Source organism: Paracoccus solventivorans, from assembly GCF_900142875.1.
Classification (GTDB): Bacteria; Pseudomonadota; Alphaproteobacteria; order Rhodobacterales; family Rhodobacteraceae; genus Paracoccus; species Paracoccus solventivorans.
Window position 1 is genome coordinate 24087 of sequence record NZ_FRCK01000011.1, and the last position, 22610, is coordinate 46696.

Annotated in this window: 21 protein-coding genes; 17 read left to right on the top strand and 4 right to left on the bottom strand. The window is 68.9% G+C overall.

Annotated features, from left to right (window positions below; translation table 11 throughout):
• The first annotated feature begins 4 nt into the window (after positions 1-4).
• Positions 5-2311, top strand: a complete 2307-nt coding sequence (locus tag BUB57_RS14030; RefSeq protein WP_084732177.1) for a hypothetical protein — start codon at positions 5-7, stop codon at positions 2309-2311.
• 63 nt (positions 2312-2374) lie between these two features.
• On the opposite strand, the gene BUB57_RS16805 is transcribed toward BUB57_RS14030, so the two are convergent.
• The gene (locus tag BUB57_RS16805) at positions 2375-2776 is read right to left on the bottom strand and encodes a nuclear transport factor 2 family protein (protein WP_073068118.1); all 402 of its coding nucleotides are present in this window, start codon (positions 2774-2776) and stop codon (positions 2375-2377) included.
• Positions 2777-2942: 166 nt separating this feature from the next.
• Between BUB57_RS16805 and BUB57_RS14040 the strand changes: the two genes are divergently transcribed.
• The 14 genes from BUB57_RS14040 to BUB57_RS14105 all read left to right on the top strand — a co-directional run bounded on the left by BUB57_RS14040 (position 2943) and on the right by BUB57_RS14105 (position 16200).
• Positions 2943-3620 carry an isochorismatase family protein gene (locus BUB57_RS14040; RefSeq protein ID WP_073068120.1) on the top strand — a complete coding sequence of 226 codons (678 nt, stop codon included), beginning with the start codon at positions 2943-2945 and terminating at the stop codon, positions 3618-3620.
• A gap of 1 nt (position 3621) precedes the next feature.
• Positions 3622-4554, top strand: coding sequence for a polysaccharide deacetylase family protein (locus tag BUB57_RS14045; RefSeq protein ID WP_200796460.1), 933 nt, complete (start codon positions 3622-3624; stop codon positions 4552-4554).
• A complete protein-coding gene (locus tag BUB57_RS14050; RefSeq protein WP_073068122.1) occupies positions 4554-5477 on the top strand; it encodes a polysaccharide deacetylase family protein in 924 nt (307 codons plus the stop codon). Before BUB57_RS14045 ends, BUB57_RS14050 begins: the two co-directional genes overlap by 1 nt.
• A 76-nt stretch (positions 5478-5553) precedes the next feature.
• A complete protein-coding gene (gene leuC / locus BUB57_RS14055; protein ID WP_073068124.1) occupies positions 5554-6981 on the top strand; it encodes a 3-isopropylmalate dehydratase large subunit in 1428 nt (475 codons plus the stop codon).
• Positions 6978-7592: a 3-isopropylmalate dehydratase small subunit gene (leuD, locus tag BUB57_RS14060; RefSeq protein WP_073068126.1), complete on the top strand. Its 615-nt coding sequence runs from the start codon at positions 6978-6980 to the stop codon at positions 7590-7592. The genes leuC and leuD overlap by 4 nt, the downstream gene beginning before the upstream one ends.
• Positions 7593-7649: 57 nt before the next feature.
• Complete coding sequence (locus BUB57_RS14065; protein ID WP_073068128.1) at positions 7650-8873, top strand: ABC transporter substrate-binding protein; 1224 nt, start codon at positions 7650-7652, stop codon at positions 8871-8873.
• A 76-nt stretch (positions 8874-8949) separates the two neighbouring features.
• Positions 8950-9819, top strand: a complete 870-nt coding sequence (locus BUB57_RS14070) for a branched-chain amino acid ABC transporter permease (RefSeq protein ID WP_073068130.1) — start codon at positions 8950-8952, stop codon at positions 9817-9819.
• Entirely contained in the window at positions 9816-10799 is a 984-nt protein-coding gene (locus BUB57_RS14075) for a branched-chain amino acid ABC transporter permease (protein ID WP_073068132.1), read from the top strand. Before BUB57_RS14070 ends, BUB57_RS14075 begins: the two co-directional genes overlap by 4 nt.
• Positions 10792-11532, top strand: coding sequence for an ABC transporter ATP-binding protein (locus BUB57_RS14080; protein WP_073068134.1), 741 nt, complete (start codon positions 10792-10794; stop codon positions 11530-11532). The genes BUB57_RS14075 and BUB57_RS14080 overlap by 8 nt, the downstream gene beginning before the upstream one ends.
• A complete protein-coding gene (locus BUB57_RS14085; protein WP_073068136.1) occupies positions 11525-12226 on the top strand; it encodes an ABC transporter ATP-binding protein in 702 nt (233 codons plus the stop codon). Before BUB57_RS14080 ends, BUB57_RS14085 begins: the two co-directional genes overlap by 8 nt.
• Before the next feature lie 48 nt (positions 12227-12274).
• Positions 12275-13168, top strand: a complete 894-nt coding sequence (locus BUB57_RS14090; RefSeq protein WP_200796461.1) for an isocitrate lyase/PEP mutase family protein — start codon at positions 12275-12277, stop codon at positions 13166-13168.
• 21 nt (positions 13169-13189) lie between these two features.
• The gene (locus BUB57_RS14095) at positions 13190-14623 is read left to right on the top strand and encodes an FAD-dependent oxidoreductase (protein ID WP_327082971.1); all 1434 of its coding nucleotides are present in this window, start codon (positions 13190-13192) and stop codon (positions 14621-14623) included.
• Between the two features lie 30 nt (positions 14624-14653).
• Complete coding sequence (locus tag BUB57_RS14100) at positions 14654-15427, top strand: aspartate/glutamate racemase family protein (RefSeq protein ID WP_073068142.1); 774 nt, start codon at positions 14654-14656, stop codon at positions 15425-15427.
• Positions 15424-16200: an aspartate/glutamate racemase family protein gene (locus tag BUB57_RS14105; protein WP_073068144.1), complete on the top strand. Its 777-nt coding sequence runs from the start codon at positions 15424-15426 to the stop codon at positions 16198-16200. The genes BUB57_RS14100 and BUB57_RS14105 overlap by 4 nt, the downstream gene beginning before the upstream one ends.
• A 19-nt stretch (positions 16201-16219) precedes the next feature.
• Here the strand turns inward: BUB57_RS14105 and BUB57_RS14110 are convergent, their stop codons facing one another.
• From BUB57_RS14110 to BUB57_RS14120, 3 genes are all read right to left on the bottom strand, one after another.
• A complete protein-coding gene (locus BUB57_RS14110) occupies positions 16220-16999 on the bottom strand; it encodes a GntR family transcriptional regulator (protein WP_073068146.1) in 780 nt (259 codons plus the stop codon).
• A 266-nt stretch (positions 17000-17265) separates the two neighbouring features.
• Positions 17266-18084: a helix-turn-helix domain-containing protein gene (locus BUB57_RS14115; RefSeq protein WP_073068148.1), complete on the bottom strand. Its 819-nt coding sequence runs from the start codon at positions 18082-18084 to the stop codon at positions 17266-17268.
• A 121-nt stretch (positions 18085-18205) separates the two neighbouring features.
• Positions 18206-19189 carry an aminotransferase class IV gene (locus tag BUB57_RS14120; protein ID WP_084732168.1) on the bottom strand — a complete coding sequence of 328 codons (984 nt, stop codon included), beginning with the start codon at positions 19187-19189 and terminating at the stop codon, positions 18206-18208.
• Positions 19190-19495: 306 nt separating this feature from the next.
• Here BUB57_RS14120 and hisD point away from each other — a divergent pair, with 306 nt between their 5' ends.
• Entirely contained in the window at positions 19496-20806 is a 1311-nt protein-coding gene (gene hisD / locus BUB57_RS14125; RefSeq protein ID WP_073068150.1) for a histidinol dehydrogenase, read from the top strand.
• A gap of 271 nt (positions 20807-21077) precedes the next feature.
• Positions 21078-22562: a M81 family metallopeptidase gene (locus BUB57_RS14130; protein ID WP_073068152.1), complete on the top strand. Its 1485-nt coding sequence runs from the start codon at positions 21078-21080 to the stop codon at positions 22560-22562.
• Positions 22563-22610: the final 48 nt, after the last annotated feature.

Consider the following 22610-nt stretch of genomic DNA (forward strand, 5'->3'; position numbering starts at 1 on the left):
CTGGATGATCCACAACGCCAACCACCTGCGCGACAAGAGCGACGGCATCAAGATCGGCGGGCATCAGGCGTCCTCGGCCTCGATGGTCTCGATCCTGACGGCGCTGTATTTCTCGGCCCTGCGGCCGCAGGACCGGGTCGCGGTCAAGCCCCATGCCGGGCCGGTGTTCCACGCCATGCAATATCTGATGGGCAATCTGGACCTGGAGAAGATGCAGAACTTCCGCGGCCTTGGCGGGGTGCAGAGCTATCCGAGCCGAACCAAGGACGTGGACGACGTGGATTTCTCGACCGGCTCGGTGGGGCTGGGGGTGGCGATCACCTCGTTCGCCTCGATCGTGCAGGATTACATCGCCGGGAAAACCTGGGGCGCGGGGCTGGAGCGCGGCCGCATGATCGCGCTGATGGGCGACGCCGAGGTGGACGAGGGCAATGTCCACGAATGCCTGCAAGAGGGCTGGAAGCACGAGCTGCGCAATGTCTGGTGGGTGATCGACTACAACCGCCAGTCGCTGGACGGGGTGGTGCGCGAGGGGCTGTGGTCGCGGATCGAGCGGCTGTTCGAGGCTTTCGGCTGGGACGTGGTGCGGGTAAAATACGGCGTGCTGCAACGCGCCGCCTTTGCCGAGCCGGGGGGCGAGCGGCTGCGGCAGTGGATCGACAACTGCCCCAACCAGCTTTATTCGGCGCTGACCTTTTCCGGCGGTGCGGTCTGGCGGCAGCGGCTGATGGACGATCTGGGCGATCAGGGCGAGGTGACGGCGCTGATCGAGCGGCGCAGCGACGCCGAATTGGCGGCGCTGATGGAAAACCTGGGCGGCAACTGCGTCGAGACCATGGCCGAAAGCTTTGCCGCCATCGACCACGACCGGCCGGTCTGCTTTCTGGCCTATACGGTCAAGGGCTGGGGCACCCCCATCGCCGGGCACAAGGACAACCACGGCGGGCTGATGACCAGGGGGCAGATGGCCGAATGGCAGCGCCACATGGGCGTCCCCGAGGGGCAGGAGTGGGAGAAGATGGCCGGCGTCGCCGACCCCGAGGCGCTGCGCGGCTTTCTGCGGCAGGTGCCGTTCTTTGCCCGCGGCCCCCGCCGCTATCGCGACGATCCCGTCCCGGTGCCGGCGCTGGCGGTGGCGGCCGAGCGCGCAACCTCGACCCAGGCGGCCTTCGGGCGCATCCTCGACGACCTTGCCCGCGGGCAGTCGGCCTTAGCGGAACGCATCGTCACCATGTCGCCCGACGTGACCGGCACCACCGGGCTGGGCCCCTGGGTGAACCGCCGCAAGCTGTGGGCGCGCGAGGCGCGGGGCGACGTGTTCCGGGCGCAGAACATCCCCTCGACCGCGAAATGGGACTTTGCTCCCGAGGGCCAGCATATCGAGCTGGGCATCGCCGAGATGAACCTGTTCCTGCAGCTCGCCGCCGCCGGGCTGTCGCATTCGCTGTTCGGCAAGCGGCTGCTGCCGGTGGGCACGGTCTATGACCCCTTTGTCTGCCGCGGGCTCGATGCGTTGAACTATGCCTGCTATCAGGACGCGCGCTTCCTGATCGCGGGCACGCCCTCGGGGGTGACGCTGGCGCCCGAGGGCGGCGCGCATCAGTCGATCTCGACCCCGCTGATCGGGATGGCTCAGGACGGGCTGGCCGCGTTCGAGCCCGCCTTTGCCGAGGAACTGGTGATCATCATGGAATGGGCCTTCGACTACATGCAGCGCGACGGCGAGGCGGTGGTCGATCCCCGCACCTGGCTGCGCGATGCCAAGGGCGGCGCGGTCTATCTGCGCCTGACCACCCGCCCCATCGACCAGGCCACGCTGCCGCGCGAGGGGCTGGCGCAGGGGGTGATCGACGGCGGCTACTGGCTGCGCCCGCCGGGGCCGAACTGCGAGATCGTCGTCGCCTATCAGGGCGCCGTCGCCCCCGAGGCGATCGCCGCCGCCGGGCTGATCGCCGAGGCGCGGCGCGACGTGGGCGTGCTGGCGGTGACCTCGGCCGACCGGCTGCACGCCGGCTGGACGGCGGCGCAGCGCGCCCGCTGGCACGGAGAGCCCGGCGCCCGCGCGCAGGTCGAGCGGCTGCTGGCGCCGCTGCCCCGGCATTGCCGGCTGGTCACGGTCATCGACGGCTATCCGGCCACGCTGTCCTGGCTGGGCTCGGTCGCGGGGCACCAGACCATCCCGCTGGGGGTCGAGCATTTCGGCCAGACCGGCACCATCGGCGAGCTTTACCGCCATTTCGGCATCGACACCGGCACGATCGTGCGCGCGGTGTCGGGGCTGACCGCCGGGCGGCAGCTGGCCGCGCCGTAGGGGGCAGTCCGGGCGGGCCTTCGATGCCCGCACGACGCAGAGCGCGCCGCCCGGCGCGGCGGATCACCCCTGTCCGGCCAGCGCCCTGAGCTTGTATTCGCCCATGTCGTTCCAGACCTGCTGGCGCCAGATCCTGCCGTCGCGCAGGTCGAACAGGTCGACGAAGCGGATGCCCTCGAACCGGCTGCCGTCCAGCCATTCGCCGTGCAGCGTGCCGGCGATCAGCACGCTTTCCTGCCCCTCTGCGCCCCAGCTGTCGCAGCGGTCGAAATGCTTGCCGACGAAACGATAGCGGCCGGCCGCGCCGGAGACCATCTGCTCGATCCCGGAAAACCTTGCGCCGCCGGGAAAGACCATCTCCAGCCCGTCGGCGGCGACGAAGCTGCGGGCGCGGTCCAGGTCGCGGCGCTCCATGGCGCCCAGGAAAGCCTCGCAGATGGCGATGGCGGTGGTTGGTTCGGTCATCGGGTCCTCCTCCCCTGCTGGCGTGCACCGCCTTGTCAGCGTGTCGCACCAAAAGCACTTTACAAACGACATAAAGGAATAACAATATAAGCAGCAGGTGCGATACGCCGCAGCCACAACCCGGAGGAGGGGGGCGGCGGCCGGCACCCGACAGAGGAGGTCCCCGATGGAAACGTCATCGCTGACGGCGCGCCAGCTGTACGAACACGCCAAGGCCAACCCCACTCGGCGCCGCTTCGGCTTCGGCCGGCGGCCGATGCTGATCAACATCGACCTGCAGCTGGCCTATACCGGCGTCGGCGAGTTCGCGACGGCCTATGAAACCGACCCGCAGCAGCTGGATTACGTCAACCAGCTGGCGGCGCTGGCCCGTGCCAAGGGGCTGCCGATCACCTGGACCTATGTCGCCTACATGCAGTCGGGCGAGGATTGCGGGGTCTGGGGCACCCGCACCGACACCCCGGATTCGCTGCAGAACATCAAGGTCGGCTCGCGCCGCGCGGAACTGGACCCGCGGCTGCAGGTCGATCACGTCAAGGACATCGTGGTCAACAAGCGCATGGCCTCGGCCTTTCACGAAACCAACCTGCAATCGCTGATGGTCTGGCATCAATGCGATACGGTGGTGCTGACCGGCGGTTCCACCTCGGGCTGCGTGCGGGCGACGGTGGTCGATGCGATCTCGCGCGGCTACCGGGTGATCGTCCCCGAGGAATGCGTGGCCGACAAGCACGAAAGCCCGCATTTTGCCAATCTCTACGACATTGCGGTGAAATACGGCGACGTGATCCCGGTGGCCGAGGTCATCGCCTGGTACGACGCCCATCAGCCCGAGGCGCGCTGAGATGGCCGCGCAGATGCAATCCGACCTGGGGCTTTACGACTATCTGCCCTGGCCGGGGCGACCCAAGATCACCTGGCCCGGCGGCAAGAAGCTGGCGGTGTGGATCGCCCCGAACATCGAGTTCTACGAATACGACCCGCCCGACAACCCGACCCGCACCCCTTGGGGCCGCCCGAACCCCGATGTGCTGCAATATTCGCACCGCGACTACGGCAACCGCGCCGGCTGGCAGCGGATGATGGCGGCGATGGACCGGGCGGGGTTCCGCGGCTCGGTCTCGCTCAACGTGGCTTTGTGCGACCACCACCCGGAGATCATCCGCGCCTGCGCCGACCGCGGGTGGGAGTTCTTTTCCCACGGCATCTACAACACCCGCTATGTCTACAACATGACCATCGAGCAGGAGCGCGAGATCATCCGCGACGCCTTCGACACGGTCAGGACGCATACCGGGCAGGAGCTGGCGGGCTGGCTGTCCCCGGCGCTGTCCAACAACCTGTGGACCATGGACATCCTGGCCGAGGCCGGCATTCAGTACACCTGCGACATGTTCCACGACGACCAGCCGATGCCGGTCAAGGTGGCGTCGGGGCGGCTGATCTCGATGCCCTACTCGCTCGAGATGAACGACGTCATCGTCTATAACAGCCAGAAGGTGACGCCCCGCCATTATGGCGAGATCATCAGGCGCCAGTTCGACCAGCTGTACCGGGAATCGGACGAAAGCGGCATGGTGATGTGCATCCCGCTGCACCCCTATCTGGTCGGCCAGCCGCATCGGATCGATGCCTTTGCCGAGGCCATCGAATATATCGCCGGCCATGAGGGCGTATGGCAGGCTACCGGGCGCGAGATCGCCGCCGCCTATCACGCCAGCGGTGCCTATGACGCGATGACCGCCGCCGCGGCCGCACATGCGCAGGGGGAACGCTGATGCCGCTGCCGGATTCCTATCTGGATTATTCCGCCCGCCGCTACGGCATGGACCACGACCGCTACGACTGGTCCGACATGTTCGCGCGCAAGCCGATCCGCTGGCCGGGTGGCGCGCGCATCGCGCTGTCCATCGTCACCCATGTGCAGCATTTCCCGCTGGACATGCCGGCCAAGCCCTTCAAGGCCCCCGGGGCGCTGTCGATGCCCTATCCGGATTTCCGCTATTTCACCAATCGCGACTATGGCAACCGGCTGGGCGTGTTCCGGGTGCTGCGGCTGCTGTCCGACATGGGGCTGCGCGGCAGTTTCGCGATCAACGGCTGCATTGCCGCGCGCTATCCGGCTGTGGTGCGGGCGGTGGTCGATGGCGGGCACGAGGTGGTGGCCCACGGGCTGGACATGGGCAAGGTGCATCACTCGGGCCTGACCGAGGCCGACGAGGGCGCGATCATCGCCGAGGCGCTGCGGCTGCTGCGCGACGGCTCGGGGCAGGCGGTCGAGGGCTGGCTGTCGCCCGGGCGCGCGCAGGGGTTCAGGACCCCCGAGCTGCTGGCCCGCAACGGCGTGCGCTGGTGCCTCGACTGGGCCAACGACGACCTGCCCTATCGGATGCGCACCGCGGAAGGGCCGCTGCTGGCGATGCCGCTGGCCTATGAGACCGACGACCGGGTGGTGGCCAACGAATATTTCCACTCGGAACCGGAATGGGTGCAGCAGGTCAAGGACCGCTTCGACGTGCTGTATCGCGAAAGCGCCGAATACGGCGGCCGGGTGATGAGCCTGCCGCTGCACAGCTGGGTCTCGGGGATGCCCTATCGGGTGGAATATCTGCGCGAGGCGCTGGGCTACATGCTGGCCCATGACGGCGTGTGGACCGCCCCGGCGGGCGAGATCGCCGCGGCCTTTGCCGGTCAGGAATGACCGGCCCCGGTCCGCGCGCCAGATCCCGCGCGGGCCATCGCCGCCACAGGCGGCGCCAGACACAGGAACGACCCCGATGACCGACCCCCGGGCCCCCGCGCCGCGGACATTGTTCGAAAAGATCTGGGAGGCGCATGAGATCCTGCGCCATCCCTCGGGGCAGTCGCTGCTTTATATCGACCGCGACCTGATCCACGAGGGCAGCTTTCACGCCTTTGCCGACCTGCGGCGGCGGGGGCTGCATCCGCGCCGGCCGCTGCAGATCTTCGGCATCGCCGACCATTACGTGCCCACGCTGGGGCGCAGCGCCGAGGATGCGGCCAGCCCGGCCATCGCCCGGATGATCCGCACCTTCGACGACAACATGGGCTGGGGCGGGCTGCGGCATTTCGGGCTGGGCAGCCGCGACCAGGGCATCGTCCATGTCGTCGCCCCCGAACAGGGGATCACCCTGCCGGGGCTGACCATCGTCTGTTCCGACAGCCACACCTCGACCCAGGGGGCGCTGGGGGCGCTGGCCTTCGGCATCGGCCAGTCGGAAAACGCGCATGTGCTGGCCACCCAGACCCTGTGGCAGGCGCGGCCGCGGACCATGCGGGTCAATGTCGAGGGGGTGCTGGGCACCGGCGTCACCGCCAAGGACGTGATGCTGGCGCTGATCGCGCGGATCGGGGCAGGCGGCGCGGGGGGGCACGCCATCGAGTTCGCCGGCCGCGCGGTGCGCGACATGTCGATCGAGGCGCGGCTGACCCTGTGCAACATGTCGATCGAGGCGGCGGCGCGGCTGGGAATGGTCGCCCCGGACGAGACCACATTCCGCTATGTCGCCGGCCGCCACTACGGCCCCAGCGCCAAGGAATGGGACATGGCGCTGGCGCAGTGGCAGGCGCTGCCCAGCGACCCCGGCGCCGTCTTCGACCGCGAGGTGACGCTGGAGGCGGCCGCGATCGCGCCGATGGTGACCTGGGGCACCAGCCCCGACGACGCCGTGCCGATCACCGGCCGGGTCCCCGATCCCGCGCAGTTCGCCGGCACCGAAAAACGTAACGCCGCGGCGCGGGCGCTGGACTACATGGCGCTGGTGCCGGGCACGCCGCTGGAAGGGCTGGCGATCGACCGCGTGTTCATCGGCTCGTGCACCAACAGCCGCATCGAGGACCTGCGCGAGGTCGCCGCCATCGTGGCCGGGCGCAAGGCGGCGGTGCCGACCATCGTCGTGCCCGGCTCGACCCGCGTGCGCGAACAGGCCGAGGCCGAGGGGCTGGCCCGCATCTTCCGCGAGGCGGGGTTCGAGTGGCGCCATTCCGGCTGCTCGATGTGCGCGGCGATGAACGGCGATCTGGTGGCGCCGGGCGAACGCTGCGCCTCGACCTCGAACCGCAATTTCGTCGGGCGGCAGGGGCCGGGGGCGCGCACGCATCTGCTCAGCCCCGCGATGGCGGCGGCGGCGGCGGTCACCGGGCGGCTGACCGACGTGCGGCGGCTGGCGGAGGGCGCGGCATGAAGGCGTTCACCCGCGAAACCTCGACCGTGGTCTTTGTCCCCGGCATGAACTGCGACACCGACCAGATCATCCCGGCCCGGTTCATCAAGGCCGACCGCGCCGAGGGCTATGACAAGTTTCTGTTCCACGACATCCGCCGCGATGCCGCGGGCGCGCTCGACCCGGATTTTCCGCTGAACCGCCCCGGCGCCGACAAGGCGCGCATCCTGCTGGTCGAGGATAATTTCGGCTGCGGCTCGTCGCGCGAGGGGGCGGTCTATGCGCTGGTCGATGCCGGGATCCGCGCCCTGATCGCGCCGGTTTTCGGGGACATCTTCTTCAACAACGCGCTCAAGAACGGGCTGGTGCCGGTGCGGCTGCCCCGGCCGCTGTGCGAGGCGCTGGCCGCGCATCTGGCCGACCACCCGCGGGCCGAGGTCACGGTCGATCTGGCGGCGGGGCAGGTGGTGCTGCCGGGCGCGCTGGGCAGCCACCCGCTGGTGCTGGACGCGTTTGCGCGCGACTGCATCCTGCGCGGCCTTGACGAGATCGAGCTGACGCTGACCCACATGGACGAGATCCGCGCCTTTGAGGCGGCGCGGATTGCCGCGAACCCGTGGCTGGGGCGCTGAGGCCGATGCGAACGAACCGGCCCCCAGACGGCTGACAACACCAGGGAGGAAACGACAATGACCCACCACATCAACCGCCGCGGCCTGCTGAAGGCATCCGGGGCCATGGCGCTGCTGAGCGGGCTTGCCAGCCCGGCGATCCTGCGCGCCCAGACCCCCGCCATCAAGGTCGGGGTGCTTGAGCCGCTGACCGGCAACCTGGCCTATAACGGCAACCAATGCGCCGCCGGGGCCCGTTTTGCCGCCGAGGCGATCAACGCCGCCGGCGGCATCAAGAGCATGGGCGGCGCGCCCATCGAGCTGGTGATCGTCGACGCCGAAAGCCGCCCCGAGGTCGCGGCCGCCGCCGTGGACACGCTGGCCGAGGCCGGGGTCTGCGCCTTTACCGGGGCCAGCGCCTCGGCGCTGGGGCTGGCCTCGTCGCAGGCGGCGGCGAAATACGACCTGGCGCAGGTGTTCTCGGTCGGCACTGCCGAGGCGATCGTCGAGCGCGGCCTGCCCAACGTCTTCCGCTTTACCCCCGGCGTGACCAAGATCACCGCGGTGGCGCTGGAAAACCTCGGCCTGCTGAACGAGGCCGCCGGCAAGCCGGTCAAGACCGCTGCCATCGTCCACGAGGACGGCCCCTTCGGCTCGCAGCTGGCCGGCATCGTCGAGACCGAGCTGCCCAAGCTGGGCATCGAGATCGTCGAGAAGATCGCCCACCCGACACCGCACCGCGATTTCAACAACATCGCCCTGCGGGTCAAGGCGTCCAAGGCCGACATCCTGATCCCGACCAACTACATCAACGAATACACGCTGATGACCCGGGCCCTGCAGCAGCAGCGGGTCGAGCTGATGGCGATCTACTCGATCCTGGGCGGGGCGGCGTCGAACATCAAGTTCGTGCGTGAAAACAACGATATCGCCCAGTATGTCATCGACTGCAACCACTGGTACGACCCCAACAAGGAGGCCTCCAAGGCGCTGGCGGCGTCGGCCGCCGGCGCGGGCATCGACATGACCTATGACGTGATGGTTGCCTATGCAACGATCCAGGTCATCGCCGATGCGCTGGAACGCAGCGGCTCGGCCGACCGCAAGGCGATGATCGAGGCGCTGGCGGCCTCGGACTATGACGGCTCGATCATGCCCTATGGGCCCACCAAGTTCGTCAACGGCGACAATGTGAACTCGCGCCCGGTCAACCTGCAGGTGCGCGGCGACAAGATCGAGGTGATCTTCCCCAAGGAATACGCCACCATCGAGCCGGTCTTCCCGCGCCCCGCCCAAGGCTGAACCCCGCCGCCCCCGCCGGGCGCGTCCGGCGGGGGTAACCGACCCCGAAAGCCCGACCCCCGAAAGCTCGTGACCCATGTCCAGCCTGATCCTGCCTGCCGTGCTGAACGGACTGACGATGGGGGCGGTCTATGCGCTGATCGCGCTTGGCCTGACCCTGATCTACGGCGTGCTGCACATCATCAACTTTGCCCACGGCAGCCTGCTGATGCTGGGGCTGTATGCGGCCTATTTCCTGTTCCACTTCTGGGGCATCGACCCCTATCTGGCCATCGTCATCGTGGTGCCGGCGTTCTTTGCGCTGGGCTATGTCCTGCAGCGCGGCATCATCGCCCCGATGAGCGCGGGCTCGGAACAGAACGTGCTGCTGGTGACGCTGGCGCTGTCGCTGGTGATCGACAACCTGGCGCTGTATTTCTGGACCTCGAACACCCGCACCGCCGACATCGCCTATGCCTATGATACCGTCGAGGTGCTGGGCGCCTATCTGACGCTGGGCCGGGTGATCGCGTTTTTCGCGGCGCTGCTGGTGGCGGGGCTGATGTGGCTGTTCATGACCCGCACCCGCACCGGGGCGGCGATCCGCGCCGTCGCGATCGAGAAGCGCGGGGCCGAGATCGTCGGCATCGACGTCGGCCACACCTATGCGCTGTGCTTCGGCATCGGCACGGCCTGCGTGGCGCTGGCCGCCTGCCTGCTGCTGCCGACCTTCTACGTCACGCCGCAGGTCGGCTACACCTTCGTGCTGGTCGCCTTCACCACCGTGGTGATGGGCGGCATGGGCAGCCTGCCGGGGGCGCTGGTCGCCGGGCTGCTGCTGGGGGTGATCGAGGCGCTGGGCGGGCTGTTCCTGGGCGAGAGCCTGGGCCAGCTGGGCATCTTCGTGGCCTTCATCCTGACGCTGCTGTTCCGCCCCGCCGGGCTTCTGGGCCGGAGGCCGACATGATGCGCTTTGCCTCGCTTGGCCAGGCGGCGCTGGTCGCGCTGGTCGTCGTCTATCTGCTGGCGGTCTATCTGCTGCCCTCGCAGGTGTGGATGGGGTTCACCATCAACGCGCTGGCCATGTCCATCGTGGCGCTGTCGTGGAACATCACCGGCGGCTTCGGCGGCATGGCGTCCTTTGGCCATGCGGCGATGTACGGCACCGGAGCCTATGCCTCGGCGGTGCTGCAGGTGCAGTTCGGGGTTAACGCCTGGGTGGCCTTTGCCGCGGGGATCGCGGCGGGGGCGCTGATGGGCGCGTTCATCGGGGCGCTGGCGTTCCGCTATGGGGTCAAGGGCTCGTATTTCGCGCTGGTCACCCTGGCCTTTGCCGAGGTGCTGCGCATCTGCGCCTCGGCCTTCGAGATCACCGGCGCGGGCCGCGGGTTGCAACTGACGCTGCAACCCGGGGTCGCGACGCTGCAGTTCAACAACGACCGGGTGCTGACCTATACGCTGCTGCTGGGCATCGTCGCGCTGGTGATGGCGCTGACCGCCTGGCTGAAATATTCGCGCTTCGGCGCCTATCTGGTCGCCGTGCGCGAGAACGAGGACGCCGCCCGCGCCCTGGGCATCGACACCTATCGGGTCAAGGTGACCGCGATGGCGATCTCGGGGGCGTTCGGGGGGCTGGCGGGGGCGGTCTATCTGCAGCTGTGGCTGTTTATCGACAGCTCTGTGGTCTACGGGGTCAGCATCTCGGTCACCGCGCTGATCGGGCCCATCATCGGCGGCGCGGGCACGGTCTGGGGGCCGCTGGTCGGCACGCTGGGCCTGCATCTGCTGGGCGAGGGCGCCAAGACGGCGCTGCACGGCGCGCCGGGGCTGAACTTCGTGCTGTATGCGCTGGTGCTGATCGCGGCGCTGCGTTTCCTGCCGCAGGGGCTGATGGGGCTGGCCGCGCGGATCGGGGTTCTGGGCCGAAAGGGGGGCGACGATGCTTGAGGTGCGCAACCTGACCAAGCGGTTCGGCGGGCTGCTGGCGCTGTCGGATGCCTCGCTGGACGTGCCCGAGGGGGCGATCGTCGGGCTGCTGGGGCCGAACGGCGCCGGCAAGACCACCTGCTTTACCATCATCGCCGGCTTTACCCGCGCCGATTCCGGCAGCGTGCGGCTGGACGGGCAGGACATCACCGGCCTGCCCCCGCATCGCATCTGCGGGCTGGGGATGGTGCGGACCTTCCAGATCGTGCAGCCCTTTGCCGGGCTGACGGTTCAGGAGAACATCGCCGTTGGCGCCTATCTGCGCCATGAAAGCCGGCGCGAGGCGCTGGCCGAGGCGCGGCGGATCGGGCAGCGGCTGGGGATGGGGGCGCTGCTCGACCGCCCCGCCGCCTCGCTGACCATCGCCGGGCGCAAGCGGCTGGAAATCGCCCGGGCGCTCGCGACCGGGGCCAGGCTGCTGCTGCTGGACGAGGTGATGGCCGGGCTGATCCCCACCGAGGTCACCGAGATCGTCGGCATTATCCGCCAGATCCGCGACGAGGGGCACACCTTCCTGATGATCGAACACGTCATGCAGGCGGTGATGAGCCTGGCCGAAACCGCCTATGTGCTGAACTACGGCAAGATGATCGCGCAGGGCACGCCCCAGCAGCTGGTGCGGGACCCCGCGGTGGTCGAGGCCTATCTGGGCCACGGCGCCGCCGCCCGCCTGCAGGAGGCCGCCCATGCTTGAGATCAGCGGAATCCACGCCGGGTACGGGCAGATGGCGGTGCTGCGCGGCATCGACATGCGGATCGGCGAGGGGGAAATCGTCGCGCTGCTGGGGTCGAACGGGGTCGGCAAGACCACGCTGAACAACGTGATCTGCGGCTTCATCCCGCCCACCGCCGGCGAGGTGCGCTTTGCCGGGCAACGCCTGACCGGGCGGCGCCCGCGCGAGATCGTGGCGATGGGCATCGCCCAGGTCCCCGAGGGGCGGCGGGTGTTTCCCAACCTCACCGTGGCGGAAAACCTGGAGCTTGGCGCCTTTCGCCGGGCGGGGGCGCACAAGCGGCAGAACTTCGACCGCATCTGCGCCATCTTCCCGCGGCTGGCCGAACGGCTGCGCCAGCTTGCCGGCACGCTGTCGGGGGGCGAACAGCAGATGCTGGCCATCGGCCGCGGCCTGATGTCCGAGCCGAAGCTGCTGATCCTGGACGAGCCCTCGCTGGGGCTGTCGCCGCTGCTGGTCGAAGAGATGTTCGCCCTGGTCACGCGGATCAATGCCGAAGGCGTCGCGGTGCTGCTGGTCGAACAGAACGTCATGCAGTCGCTGGGCGTCGCCGGGCGGGCCTATGTGCTGGAACAGGGGCAGCTGGTCATGCAGGGGACGGCCGCCGAGATGCTGGCCGATCCGAAATTGCGGCAGGCCTATCTGGGCCTGTGAAGCTGGCGGCCGGCACCCGCCGGTCGCGCGGAAATGGAGAAGGAAGTCATGTCGCTGACACGTACGCGCCGCCTGCGCCTGGCCTTGGCGGGGGACCGCGCCGTCATGGCCCCCGGGGTGGTCGATGCCATGTATGCAAGGCTGGTCGCCGAGGCCGGGTTCGAGGCCATGTACATGACCGGGGCGGGGACCTCGGCCACCCGGCTGGGCTATCCCGATGTCGGGCTGCTGACCATGACCGAGATGGTGGACAACGCCACCCGCATCGCCGATGCCGCCGACCTGCCGCTGATCGCGGATGCCGACAACGGCTTTGGCGGGCCGCTGAACGTGCGCCGCGCCATCCAGCTTTACGAACGCGGCGGCGTCGCGGCCGTGCATCTGGAGGATCAGGTCCTGCCCAAGCGCTGCGGCCATCTGGCCGGCAAGCAGCTGATCCCGGCCGAGGACATGGTGGCCAAGGTCAAGGCCGCGGTCGATGCCCGCGTCGATCCCGATTTCGTGGTCATCGCCCGCACCGATGCGCTGGCGGTCCACGGGCGCGAGGCCGCGCTGGACCGCGCTGCGATGTATCGCGAGGCCGGCGCCGACGTGATCTTCGTCGAAAGCCCGCTGCCCGACGACCTGCCCCATATCGCGCCGCGGTTTCCGGGGGTGCCGCTGCTTTACAACATGGCGACCTCGGGCAAGACGCCGTTCCTGACCCGGGCCGAGATCGAGGCGCTGGGCTTCAAGCTCATCATCTATCCGAACTGGCTGCTGCTGTCGGCGCTCGAGGCGGCGCGGCGCACGCTCGAGGTGCTCAGGGCCGAGGAAACCATCGCCTCGGTCGCGCCGGGGGTGATGAGCTTCAAGCAGTTCTTCGACACCGCCCGCATGGCCGAGATCCAGGAGCTCGAGGCCCGCTACGGCACGTCGCCCGAGCATCGCACCGAGTACTAAGACACCCCGGGGCGCAGTCCCGTGCGCCCCCTTTGCCAAGGTGAAAGGTCCGATATGGCTGTTCTTTCCGCCGAACGCGTGGAGTTCGATGCCGAAATGCCGATCGTGGTGGTCGGCGCGGGCGCCTGCGGCCTCGTCGCCGCGCTGGCCGCGCATGATGCCGGGGCCGAGGTGATGATCCTTGAACGCGACGAGAACCCGCAGGGCTCGACCTCGCTTTCGGCCGGGCTGATCCCGGCGGCGGGCAGCCGCCTGCAGGTGCAAGCCGGAATCGACGACAGCCCCGAGGTTTTCGCCGGCGACATCATCGCCAAGACCCACGACCGCACGCCCCGGGACATGGCGCTGGTCGCCGCCCGCGCCTCGGGTCCGATGATCGACTGGCTGACCGAAACCCACGGCATCGAGTTCGAGCTGGTGACCGGCTTCCTTTATCCCGGCCATTCGCGGATGCGGATGCACGGGCCGAAAAGCCGCACCGGCGCCGACCTGGAACAGGCGCTGCTGTCGGCGGTGTCGGCCGCGGGGATCGACCTGATCACCGGCGCCTCGGTCGAGGACCTGTATGCCGACGCGGATGGACGGGTGAGGGGGCTGCGGTTCCGCCGCCCCGATGGCGCGCTGGAAACGCTGGGCTGCAAGGCGCTGGTGCTGGCCTGCTGCGGGTTCGCGGGCGACGCGGACATGGTTCGCCGCCATATCCCCGAGATCGCCGATGCCGAATGCTGCGGGCATATGTCGAACACCGGCGATGCGGTGAAATGGGGCCTTCGCCTTGGCGCTTCCGTGGCCGACATGGGCGCCTATCAGGGCCATGGCTCGGTCGCCCATCCCCATTCGCTGCCGCTGACCTGGGCGGTGGTGACGCAGGGCGGCATCCTTGTGAACACCGACGGCCGCCGCTTTTCCAACGAGATGCGCGGCTATTCGGAACATGGGGCCGAGGTGGCCGCCCAGCCCGGCCATGTCGCCTGGGACATCTATGACGCGCGCTGCGAGACGGCGGCGCTGGAGTTCCACGACTACCGCGAGATCCGCAAGCTGGGCGCGGTCAGGACTGCCGATACGCTGGAGGAGCTGGCCGCCGCGACCGGCCTGCCGCTGGCCGCGCTGAAGGCCGAGTTCGACGCGATCGCCGCGGCGGCCGCCAGCGGCACGCCCGACCGCTTCGGCCGCCGCTTCAGCGACAGCGACATGCTGAAGGCGCCATATCGGGCGGTAAAGGTGAACGGGGCGCTGTTCCACACCCAGGGCGGGCTGGTCATCGACCATCAGGCGCGGGTGCTGCGCGAGGACGGCACCCCCCTGCCCAACCTGATGGCCGGCGGCGGCGCCGCCCGCGGGCTCTCGGGCGATTCGAACTATGGCTATCTTTCGGGCAACGGGCTGCTGTCGGCGACGGCCTTCGGCCGGCTGGCCGGGATCAGCGCCGCGCGCATCGCAGCTGCCGGTTAGCCGGCGCGTGACTTCGAGGAGGAGGAGAGGATGAAGAAGGCCCTGGTGATCGTTCCCTTCCCCATGGGCGACGACGATCTGGCGCGCCGGCAGGCGCAGCTGGGCGCGGTCGACCTGGGGCCGGGGATCGCGTTCCATTATCGCGCCGTGCGGGTCGGCCCCAAGAACTATTCCAGCCAGCACGACATGGCGCTGGCGGATTTCTCGATCCTCGACGCCGGGCTTGACGCGCAGGCCGAGGGTTATGACGCGGTCTGCATCGACACCATGTCCGACAGCGGCATGGCGATGCTGCGCTCGATGCTGGACATCCCGGTGATCGGGCCGGGGCGCCACGCCATGCTGGTGGCGCAGATGCTGGGCGACAGTTTCTCGATCCTGATGATGTGGGACCGCTGGCGGATGCTCTATACCCGCACGCTGGCCGAGCTGGGGATGGCGCATAAATGCGCCTCGCTGCGCAGCCTTGGCGTCACCCCCGACAACAAGGCGCTGCTGTCGGGGAAAGAGGACGAGGTGTTCCCCCTGCTGCTGGCTGCCGCCCGCCGCTGCATCGACGAGGACGGCGCGCAGGTGCTGATCCTCGGCTCGACCACCATGCACGAGGCCCATGCCTGGCTGGCCGCGCGCGTCGACGTGCCGGTGATCAATCCCGGCCCGCTCAGCTACAAGCTGGCCGCGGTCGCGCTGGATCTGGGGCTAAGCCATTCCCGGACCACATGGCCCGCGCCGCTGGCCCCCAAGCACGACATGATCCGCGCCATCGGCGCCGCCGGCGCGGCCTATCTGGAGGGCGCGCAATGACCCGTATCCTTGTCATCGTGCCCTTTGCGCTGGATGCGGCGGGGCTGGCCAACCGTCAGGCGCAGTCGGCGCATGTGCCGCTGCCCGAGGGCTGGCAATTGACCTATCGCCCGGTGGCCTGCGGCCCGTCGTCCTTCATGTCGCCGCATGACTGGGGACTGATGGAGCTGGCGATCTTCGAGGCCGGCAGCAATGCGCAGGCCGAGGGGTTCGATGCGGTCTGCATCGACACCATGTCGGACGGCGGCATGGCGGCGCTGCGTTCCGTGCTGGACATCCCGGTGATCGGCGCGGGCAAGGCGTCGATGCTGTACGCGCTGACGCTGGGCGCGCGGTTTTCGGTGCTGGCGCAATGGGACCCGGCGCTGCCGCGCTATCGCAAGGTGATCCGCGAATACGGGTTCGAGGGGCAATGCGCCTCGGTGCGCAGCCTTGGCCAGCCGCCGGATTTCGCCAATCTGCTGACCGGGAAGGAAGACGAGGTGTTCCCCCGGATGCGCGGCGTCGCCCTGCGCTGCATCGAGGAGGACGGCGCCGACGTGATCTGCCTGGGCTCGACCACCATGCACCAGGCGGCGGAATATCTGGCGGCGGAACTGCCGGTGCCGGTCGTCAACCCCGGGCCGCTCAGCTACAAGCTGATCGAGACCTTTCTGGCGCTTGGCCTGAGCCACGGCCGCGCCGCCTATCCCGCCCCGGTCGAGCCGCGGCTGGACCTGCTGCACCGGATGATGCGGGGGGGTGCAGAGGCCGAGACCGGTACAGGGGGCTGAGGCGCGGCCCGTCGCCCTCTTATTCCGGCTGGGTGCCGTGCAGCAGGAAATCCTTGCCCGGCTCGCGCTTCAGCGAGACGCGGTATTCGTAGCGGTCGGCGCAATAGAGGATCTCGGCGGCGTAGAACGGCCCCAGCCGCGCGTCGACGAAGACCCGGATCAGCCGCATCAGCGGCGAGCCGATGGGGATCGCCAGATGCTGCGCGGCGTATTCGTCGGCCAGCGTCGCGGTCAGCACCTGCTCGACCTGCTCGACGCTGGCGCCGGCGCGCTGCACCAGGTCGATCATGTTGGTGCGGGCCAGATCCTCCTGCCCGATCTGGGCGCCGATTTCCGGCAGCAGATAGGCCATCGACAGCGAATAGGGCCGCCCGTCCAGATCGCGCACCCGGACCGAGCGCACCACCTCGGCATCGGGGGCGATCTCCATCAGCCGGGCGATGCGCGGCGGCGCCTCGCCCCGGTCCAGGCTGATCACCCGCAGCCGGGTGCTTTCCCCCACCGCGTTCAGATAGCTGAACAGCCCGTTGACGTTCGACACCACCGTGCGGTTGAGCTGCGTGCGCTGGGCGCGGTCGGTGACGAAGGTCCCGCGCCCGCGCATCCGCGTCACCAGCCCCTCGGCCGCCAGGATCTCCATCGCCTTGCGGATGGTGATGCGGCTGACCGCAAAGCTTTCGGCCAGCTCGGCCTCGCTGGGGACGGGGATGTTCTCGGGGTAATAGCCGTTGACGATGCGCTCGCGCATCACCGCGTAAACACGATGGTAAAGCGGCGTCGGCGAAACCACCTCGCTCATCGGGCTACCTTTCATGGCTGTGCGGCCGGCTGCCGGCCTGGGTTCCGCTGCGCGCGTCGAACCGCTGCCGGTCTTTCTGTCCGGCAGACAATCTCGCGGCAAACGGCGGAATCGTCAATGATCCTTCGTCATATCCTCATGCCTTTTGCCGGGAAGCCGCCATCCGCTGCGCCCATTCCTTCAGGATGGCGGTGGCGCGCTGAGCGCCCGCCCTGCCATTCCCTGCCGCCGCCACGGGCCGGCGGCAGGACGCTTTCCGCGCCGCTTTACAAAAGGATCATGTCGCGCTTGCGGTTGAGGAAATCCAGCGCCTCGAACGGGATGCTGGGGTCGTCGGCGGCAAGCACGGTCGTGCGGCGCAGATGTTCGCGGCGCAGCAGCCCCGGCGAGCGGTAGTGCAGCGCCACCCTTGTGGCGAAGGGCTGGCGCAGCATGGTGGCGGCGATGCCGGTCATCAGCCCGAACAGGAACTTGCTGGACGAACGCGTCTGCGGGGCAAGGATCGACAGGGTGATCTCGTTGCGCTGGACGCTTTCGAAATCCAGCGCGTGCAGGCGGTCGGACAGCGGGATCGTCGCCCCGTGGTACTTGAAGATGTATTCCGCCTTGTCCGGGCGGTCGTGGCCGGGAAAGCGCTCGATGCAGTAATGCAGCAGCAGCGGCCCTTTGCGATAGACGCAGAAGGCCGAGCGCAGGATCCTGCCGGGGTAGATGCTAGAATAGTGATAGCGGTCGTAGCAGCCGACGAAACGGTCGGCGGCGCCGGCCTCGCCGTCCAGCAGCGCCTCGAACAGCAGCTTGCTTTTCGGGGTGCGCGCCAGCTGGTCGATCAGGGTGAAATACCGCCCGTCCAGCAGGGTGACGAAATCGGCGTGCGGCATGTCCAGCGCGGTGGGGGCGACGCCGAAATACCGGGCGATCTTCTGCAGGTTCGAGCTAGAGGGGCGGTGCAGGCCCGACAGATACTTGTTGAACTGCTGCCGGTTGATGCCGGTGCCGCGGCAGACCTCGGACACGGAACGCTTGTGATCGCAAAGGGAGCGCAGGTTCCGGGCAAGCTCGTTGTTGTCGGCGTGATTCGGCATCCTGACCCCGCATCCCGCAGGTTCCCGCGCGGGAAGTGCGTCATGTTGCGAAATGTTCTAGCCGAGTCCCGATGGCGCTTCAACGGCTATCGGGGGGCGGTCTTGCCTGCGTTCCCTTCGTTCAGCGGGGCAGCCAGTCCGGCGGGGTGGCGGCGGCATAGTCGATGGGGTCGCCAGCGGCGCCGCTGTCGCGCATCTGCCAATAGGCGGCGTGCAGTTGCGCGGTCATGTGGCCGGGCCGGCCGTTTGCCACCGCCCGCCCGTCGATCGAGGTGACCGGCACCACCCCGCCGGCGGTGGTGGTCAGGAACACTTCGGTCGCGCGGCCCAGCATCTCGGGGGACAGCGCGCCCTCGGTCACCGGAATGCCGCGGTCGCAGCAGATCTCCAGCACGGTGCGGCGGGTCATCCCGTCCAGCATGTTCCGCGCCGGGGTGGTCAGCACCCCGTCCACCACCGCAAAGATGTTGAAGCCCGGCCCCTCGGCGACATTGCCGTCGCCGTCGCACAGCACCACGGTTTCGCAGCCGGCGTCATAGGCATCGAGCAGCCCCATTTCGAAATCCAGCCAGTGGTAATGCTTAACCATCGGGTCCACCGAGGCGGGGGGCACCCGCAGCCGGGGCGAGACATGCAGGCTCATCCCCTGGTCCTGCAACTCGGGCGGCTTCAGCCACATGTAGGGCATGCAGAACGCCTGAAACCGGCTTTCGCACAGCCGCAGGTCGCGGCTGCCGACTGGGGGGCGGCCGCGGGTGTTGATGATCTGCACATAGGCGTGGCGGAAGCCGCAGACCCGGACCAGCGCGTGGATGATGTCGCGGATTTCCGCATCGTCGTGGCGCACCTGCATCCGCAGCCGCTCGGCCGAGCGGCGAAAGCGGGCGATGTGGTCATGAATTCGGAAAACCCTTCCGTTCCACGCCGAGACGGTTTCCTGGAACGCGTCCGAGCGCAGGAAGCCCCAGTCGAGCAGGGGAATCCGCGCCTCTTCGATCGGGACGATCCGGCCGTCGACGAAGGCGGCGCCCGTGTCGAAGCCCGGCAGGGCGGCGGGCGTGTCCGCGGCGGGCTCCGGCGCCGGCCAAAGAAGATGCCTGGTCATGTCCTCTCCTCCTCCTCCTGCTTCCGGGGCGAAAGCTTCGATGCAGGTTGTCGGGGCAGGGGCGGCGGCGCAATTGCGCAAGCGTCCCGATTCTGACGCAACCTGGCGCAGTCTGCGGGCGGGGCGGCCGGCGCCCGCTGCCGCGTCAGTTTGCGTCAGAAACCGCAGGGTTGCGAAATTGTGCGGCGTCCTTGGGTCCGGCAGCATCCCTGCACCGACAAGCCCCGTGGTTCGACTGCAAGGATTGGCGGCGGGAAGGCATGGCGCCGCCGCCATTAGCCCGGGCGCCAGCAAGGAAGGTTTCGATTGAGCAAGCATCTTAAAACCGCGCGGGTCGCGCAGGGCACCGGGACCCCGCCCGCGGTGACCGAGGCGGTCGAGCGGCTTTTGGCGCAGGTCGCCGAGGGCGGCGACAAGGCGGTGCGGGAACTGAGCATCCGCTTTGACGGGCTGGACCGCGACAGCTATCGCCTGACCGACGCCGAGATCGCCGGCTGCGTCGCCAGCCTGACCCGCCAGGAGCGCGCCGATCTGGAGTTCGCGCAGGAGCAGATCCGCAATTTCGCGCAGGCGCAGCGTGACACCATGCTGGACCTGGAAATCGAGACGCTGCCCGGGGTGGTGCTGGGCCATCGCCACATCCCCGTCGCCAATGTCGGCTGCTATGTGCCGGGGGGGCAATACCCGCTGCTGGCCTCGGCCCATATGACGGTGCTGACCGCCAAGGTTGCGGGCTGCGGGCGGGTCATCACCTGCGCGCCGCCCTTCAGGGGGCAGCTGGCCTCCAAGATCGTGGCCGCGCAGCATCTGGCGGGCGCGGACGAGATCTATTGCCTGGGCGGGGTGCAGGCCATCGCCGCCATGGGGCTGGGGACCGAGACCATCACCGCGGTGGACATGCTGGCCGGCCCCGGCAACGCCTATGTGGCCGAGGCCAAGCGGCTGCTGTTCGGTCGCGTCGGCATCGACCTTTTCGCCGGGCCGACGGAGACGCTGGTCATCGCCGACGATTCGGTGGACGCGGAAATCGTCGCCACCGATCTGCTGGGGCAGGCGGAACACGGGCCGAACTCTCCCGCCGTGCTGGTCACCAATTCGGAAAAGCTCGCGCGCGAGACGCTGGCGGAAATCGCGCGGCTGCTGGCGATCCTGCCCACCGCCGGGATCGCCGGGAAGGCGTGGGAGGACTGCGGCGAGATCATCCTGTGCGACAGCCTGGACGAAATGGTGGCCGAGGCCGACCGCATCGCCTCGGAACATGTGCAGGTGATGACCTCGGACCCGGATTATTTCCTTGAGCACCTGACCAACTATGGCGCGCTGTTCCTGGGTGCGCGCACCAACGTGGCTTTTGGCGACAAGGTGATCGGCACCAACCACACCCTGCCCACGCTGCGGGCCGCGCGCTATACCGGCGGGCTGTGGGTGGGCAAGTTCCTCAAGACCTGCACCTATCAGCGCATCCTGACCGACGAGGCCGCGGCAAGCATCGGCGCCATCGGCTCGCGCCTGTGCCATATGGAGGGGTTCGTCGGCCATGCCGAGCAGGCGAATATCCGCGTGCGCCGCTATGGCGGGCGCAACGTCGCCTATGGCGCCGCGGTCCCGGCCGGGTGAGCGGGCGCGGGGGCTGCGTCAGTTTGCGTCATAAAAATGTCGACTGCGAAATTGTTGCGCTATGGGCCCCCCGGCAATCTGATTGGTGGAACGGCCGCGCAGGCGGCTGCCGCCAGGCCAAGGGCAGGCGCCCGGCTTGCCGCAAGAGAACCGAAACTGCCCCTGCCGGGGCGTGTTTCAGCAGGTTACGACGGTCTTCCCGACAGGGGCGCGGATGCGGCGCCACGGCTGCGGGGCAGGCGGCACGGATATCATGGACAGGCGGGGTGGAATGAAGGTCGCGGTCATCAGCTTTGAATACGAAGGCAACACGTTTTCCCTGACCCGGGCCGGGCGCGGCGAGTTCGAGCGGCGGCTGCTGGCCTTTGACGGTGACGTGCTGACCCGCACCGCCGGCCGCGCGCTGGCGGTGACCGCGGGCTGCGAGGTGCTGGCCGCGGCGGGGATCGGCATCCTGCCCATCGTCGCGGCGCACGGCGGCTCGGGCGGGGCGGTCGAGGACGGGTTCTTTGACGAAATCCTTGCCCATGTCGAACGCCGCCTGCGCGAGGCCGGGCCGCTGGACGGGGTGTTCCTGGCGCTGCACGGCGCCATGGTCTGCGAAAGCCACGACGACCCCGAGGGCGAGCTGCTGGAGCTGGTGCGCGGCATCGTCGGCCCCGATGCCCCGATCGCGTCCAGCCTGGACCTGCACGCCAATGTCACCCCGCGCATGGTGGGCAACGCCGACATCCTTGTCGGCTACGAGACCTATCCGCATGACGATGTGTATGCGACCGGCGAACGCGCGGCGCGGCTGCTGGTCCGGGCCCTGCGGCGGGAAATCTCGCCCCGGCTGGCGATCCGCCGCATCAACGGCTTCGTGCCGGTGATCGGCGGGGCCACGGCCGAGGGCCCGATGGCCGAGGTCCGGGCGATGGCGCGGGAGATGGAGCGGGCAGGCGAGGCGCTGTGCGTCAGCTATTTCCCGGTGCAGCCCTGGCTCGACATCCCCGATATCGGGATCTGCGGGCTGGCGGTGACCGACGGCGACCCGGGCGCGGCCGAACTTGCGGCGACCCGGATCGTCACCGCGATGTGGAACCGCCGCCGCGATTTCTACCTGCCCCACCACACCGCGCGCGAGGCGGTGCAGGACGCCGCCGCGCTGCCCGGCCCGGTCCTGCTGTCGGATTCGCCCGATTGCGTCGGCGGCGGCTCGTCGGGCGACCTGACGCAGGTGCTGGCCGCGCTGGCCGAGCTGGCGCCGGATCTGGATTCGGCCGTGCTGATCGTGGACCCGGCCGCGGTGGCGGCGGCCGGCGCCGCGGGTGTCGGCGCCCGGCTGACCCTGGATATCGGCGCCGGCAAGGACCGCCGCTTCGGCGGGCCGGTGCGGCTGGAGGTGCAGGTCGAGCATCTGGGCGACGGGCGGTTCAGCTATGACGGCGGGCCGATGGCGGGGCCTTCGGGCAATATGGGGCCCTGCGCGGTGCTGCGGCACAAGGGCATCCGCATCCTTGCCGCCACTCATCCCACCTATGATTACGGCGATGAACAGTTCCGCTCGGTCGGGATCGACTGGCGCCAGCTGCATATCGCGGTGTTCAAGAACCCGATGAACTTCCGCAACCTGCTGCGCCCGGACACGACCTGGATCGGGGTCAGCGGCGCCGGGCCGACCGCGCCGCGGCTCGAGGATCTGGAATGGCACCGCAAGCCGCGCCCGTTCTGGCCGCTGGACGATTTCGAGACCACCCCCTTTCTGGACTCCTGAACCGACGGGACCGCAAGGGCAACGGCAATCACAACAGGGAAAAAGACC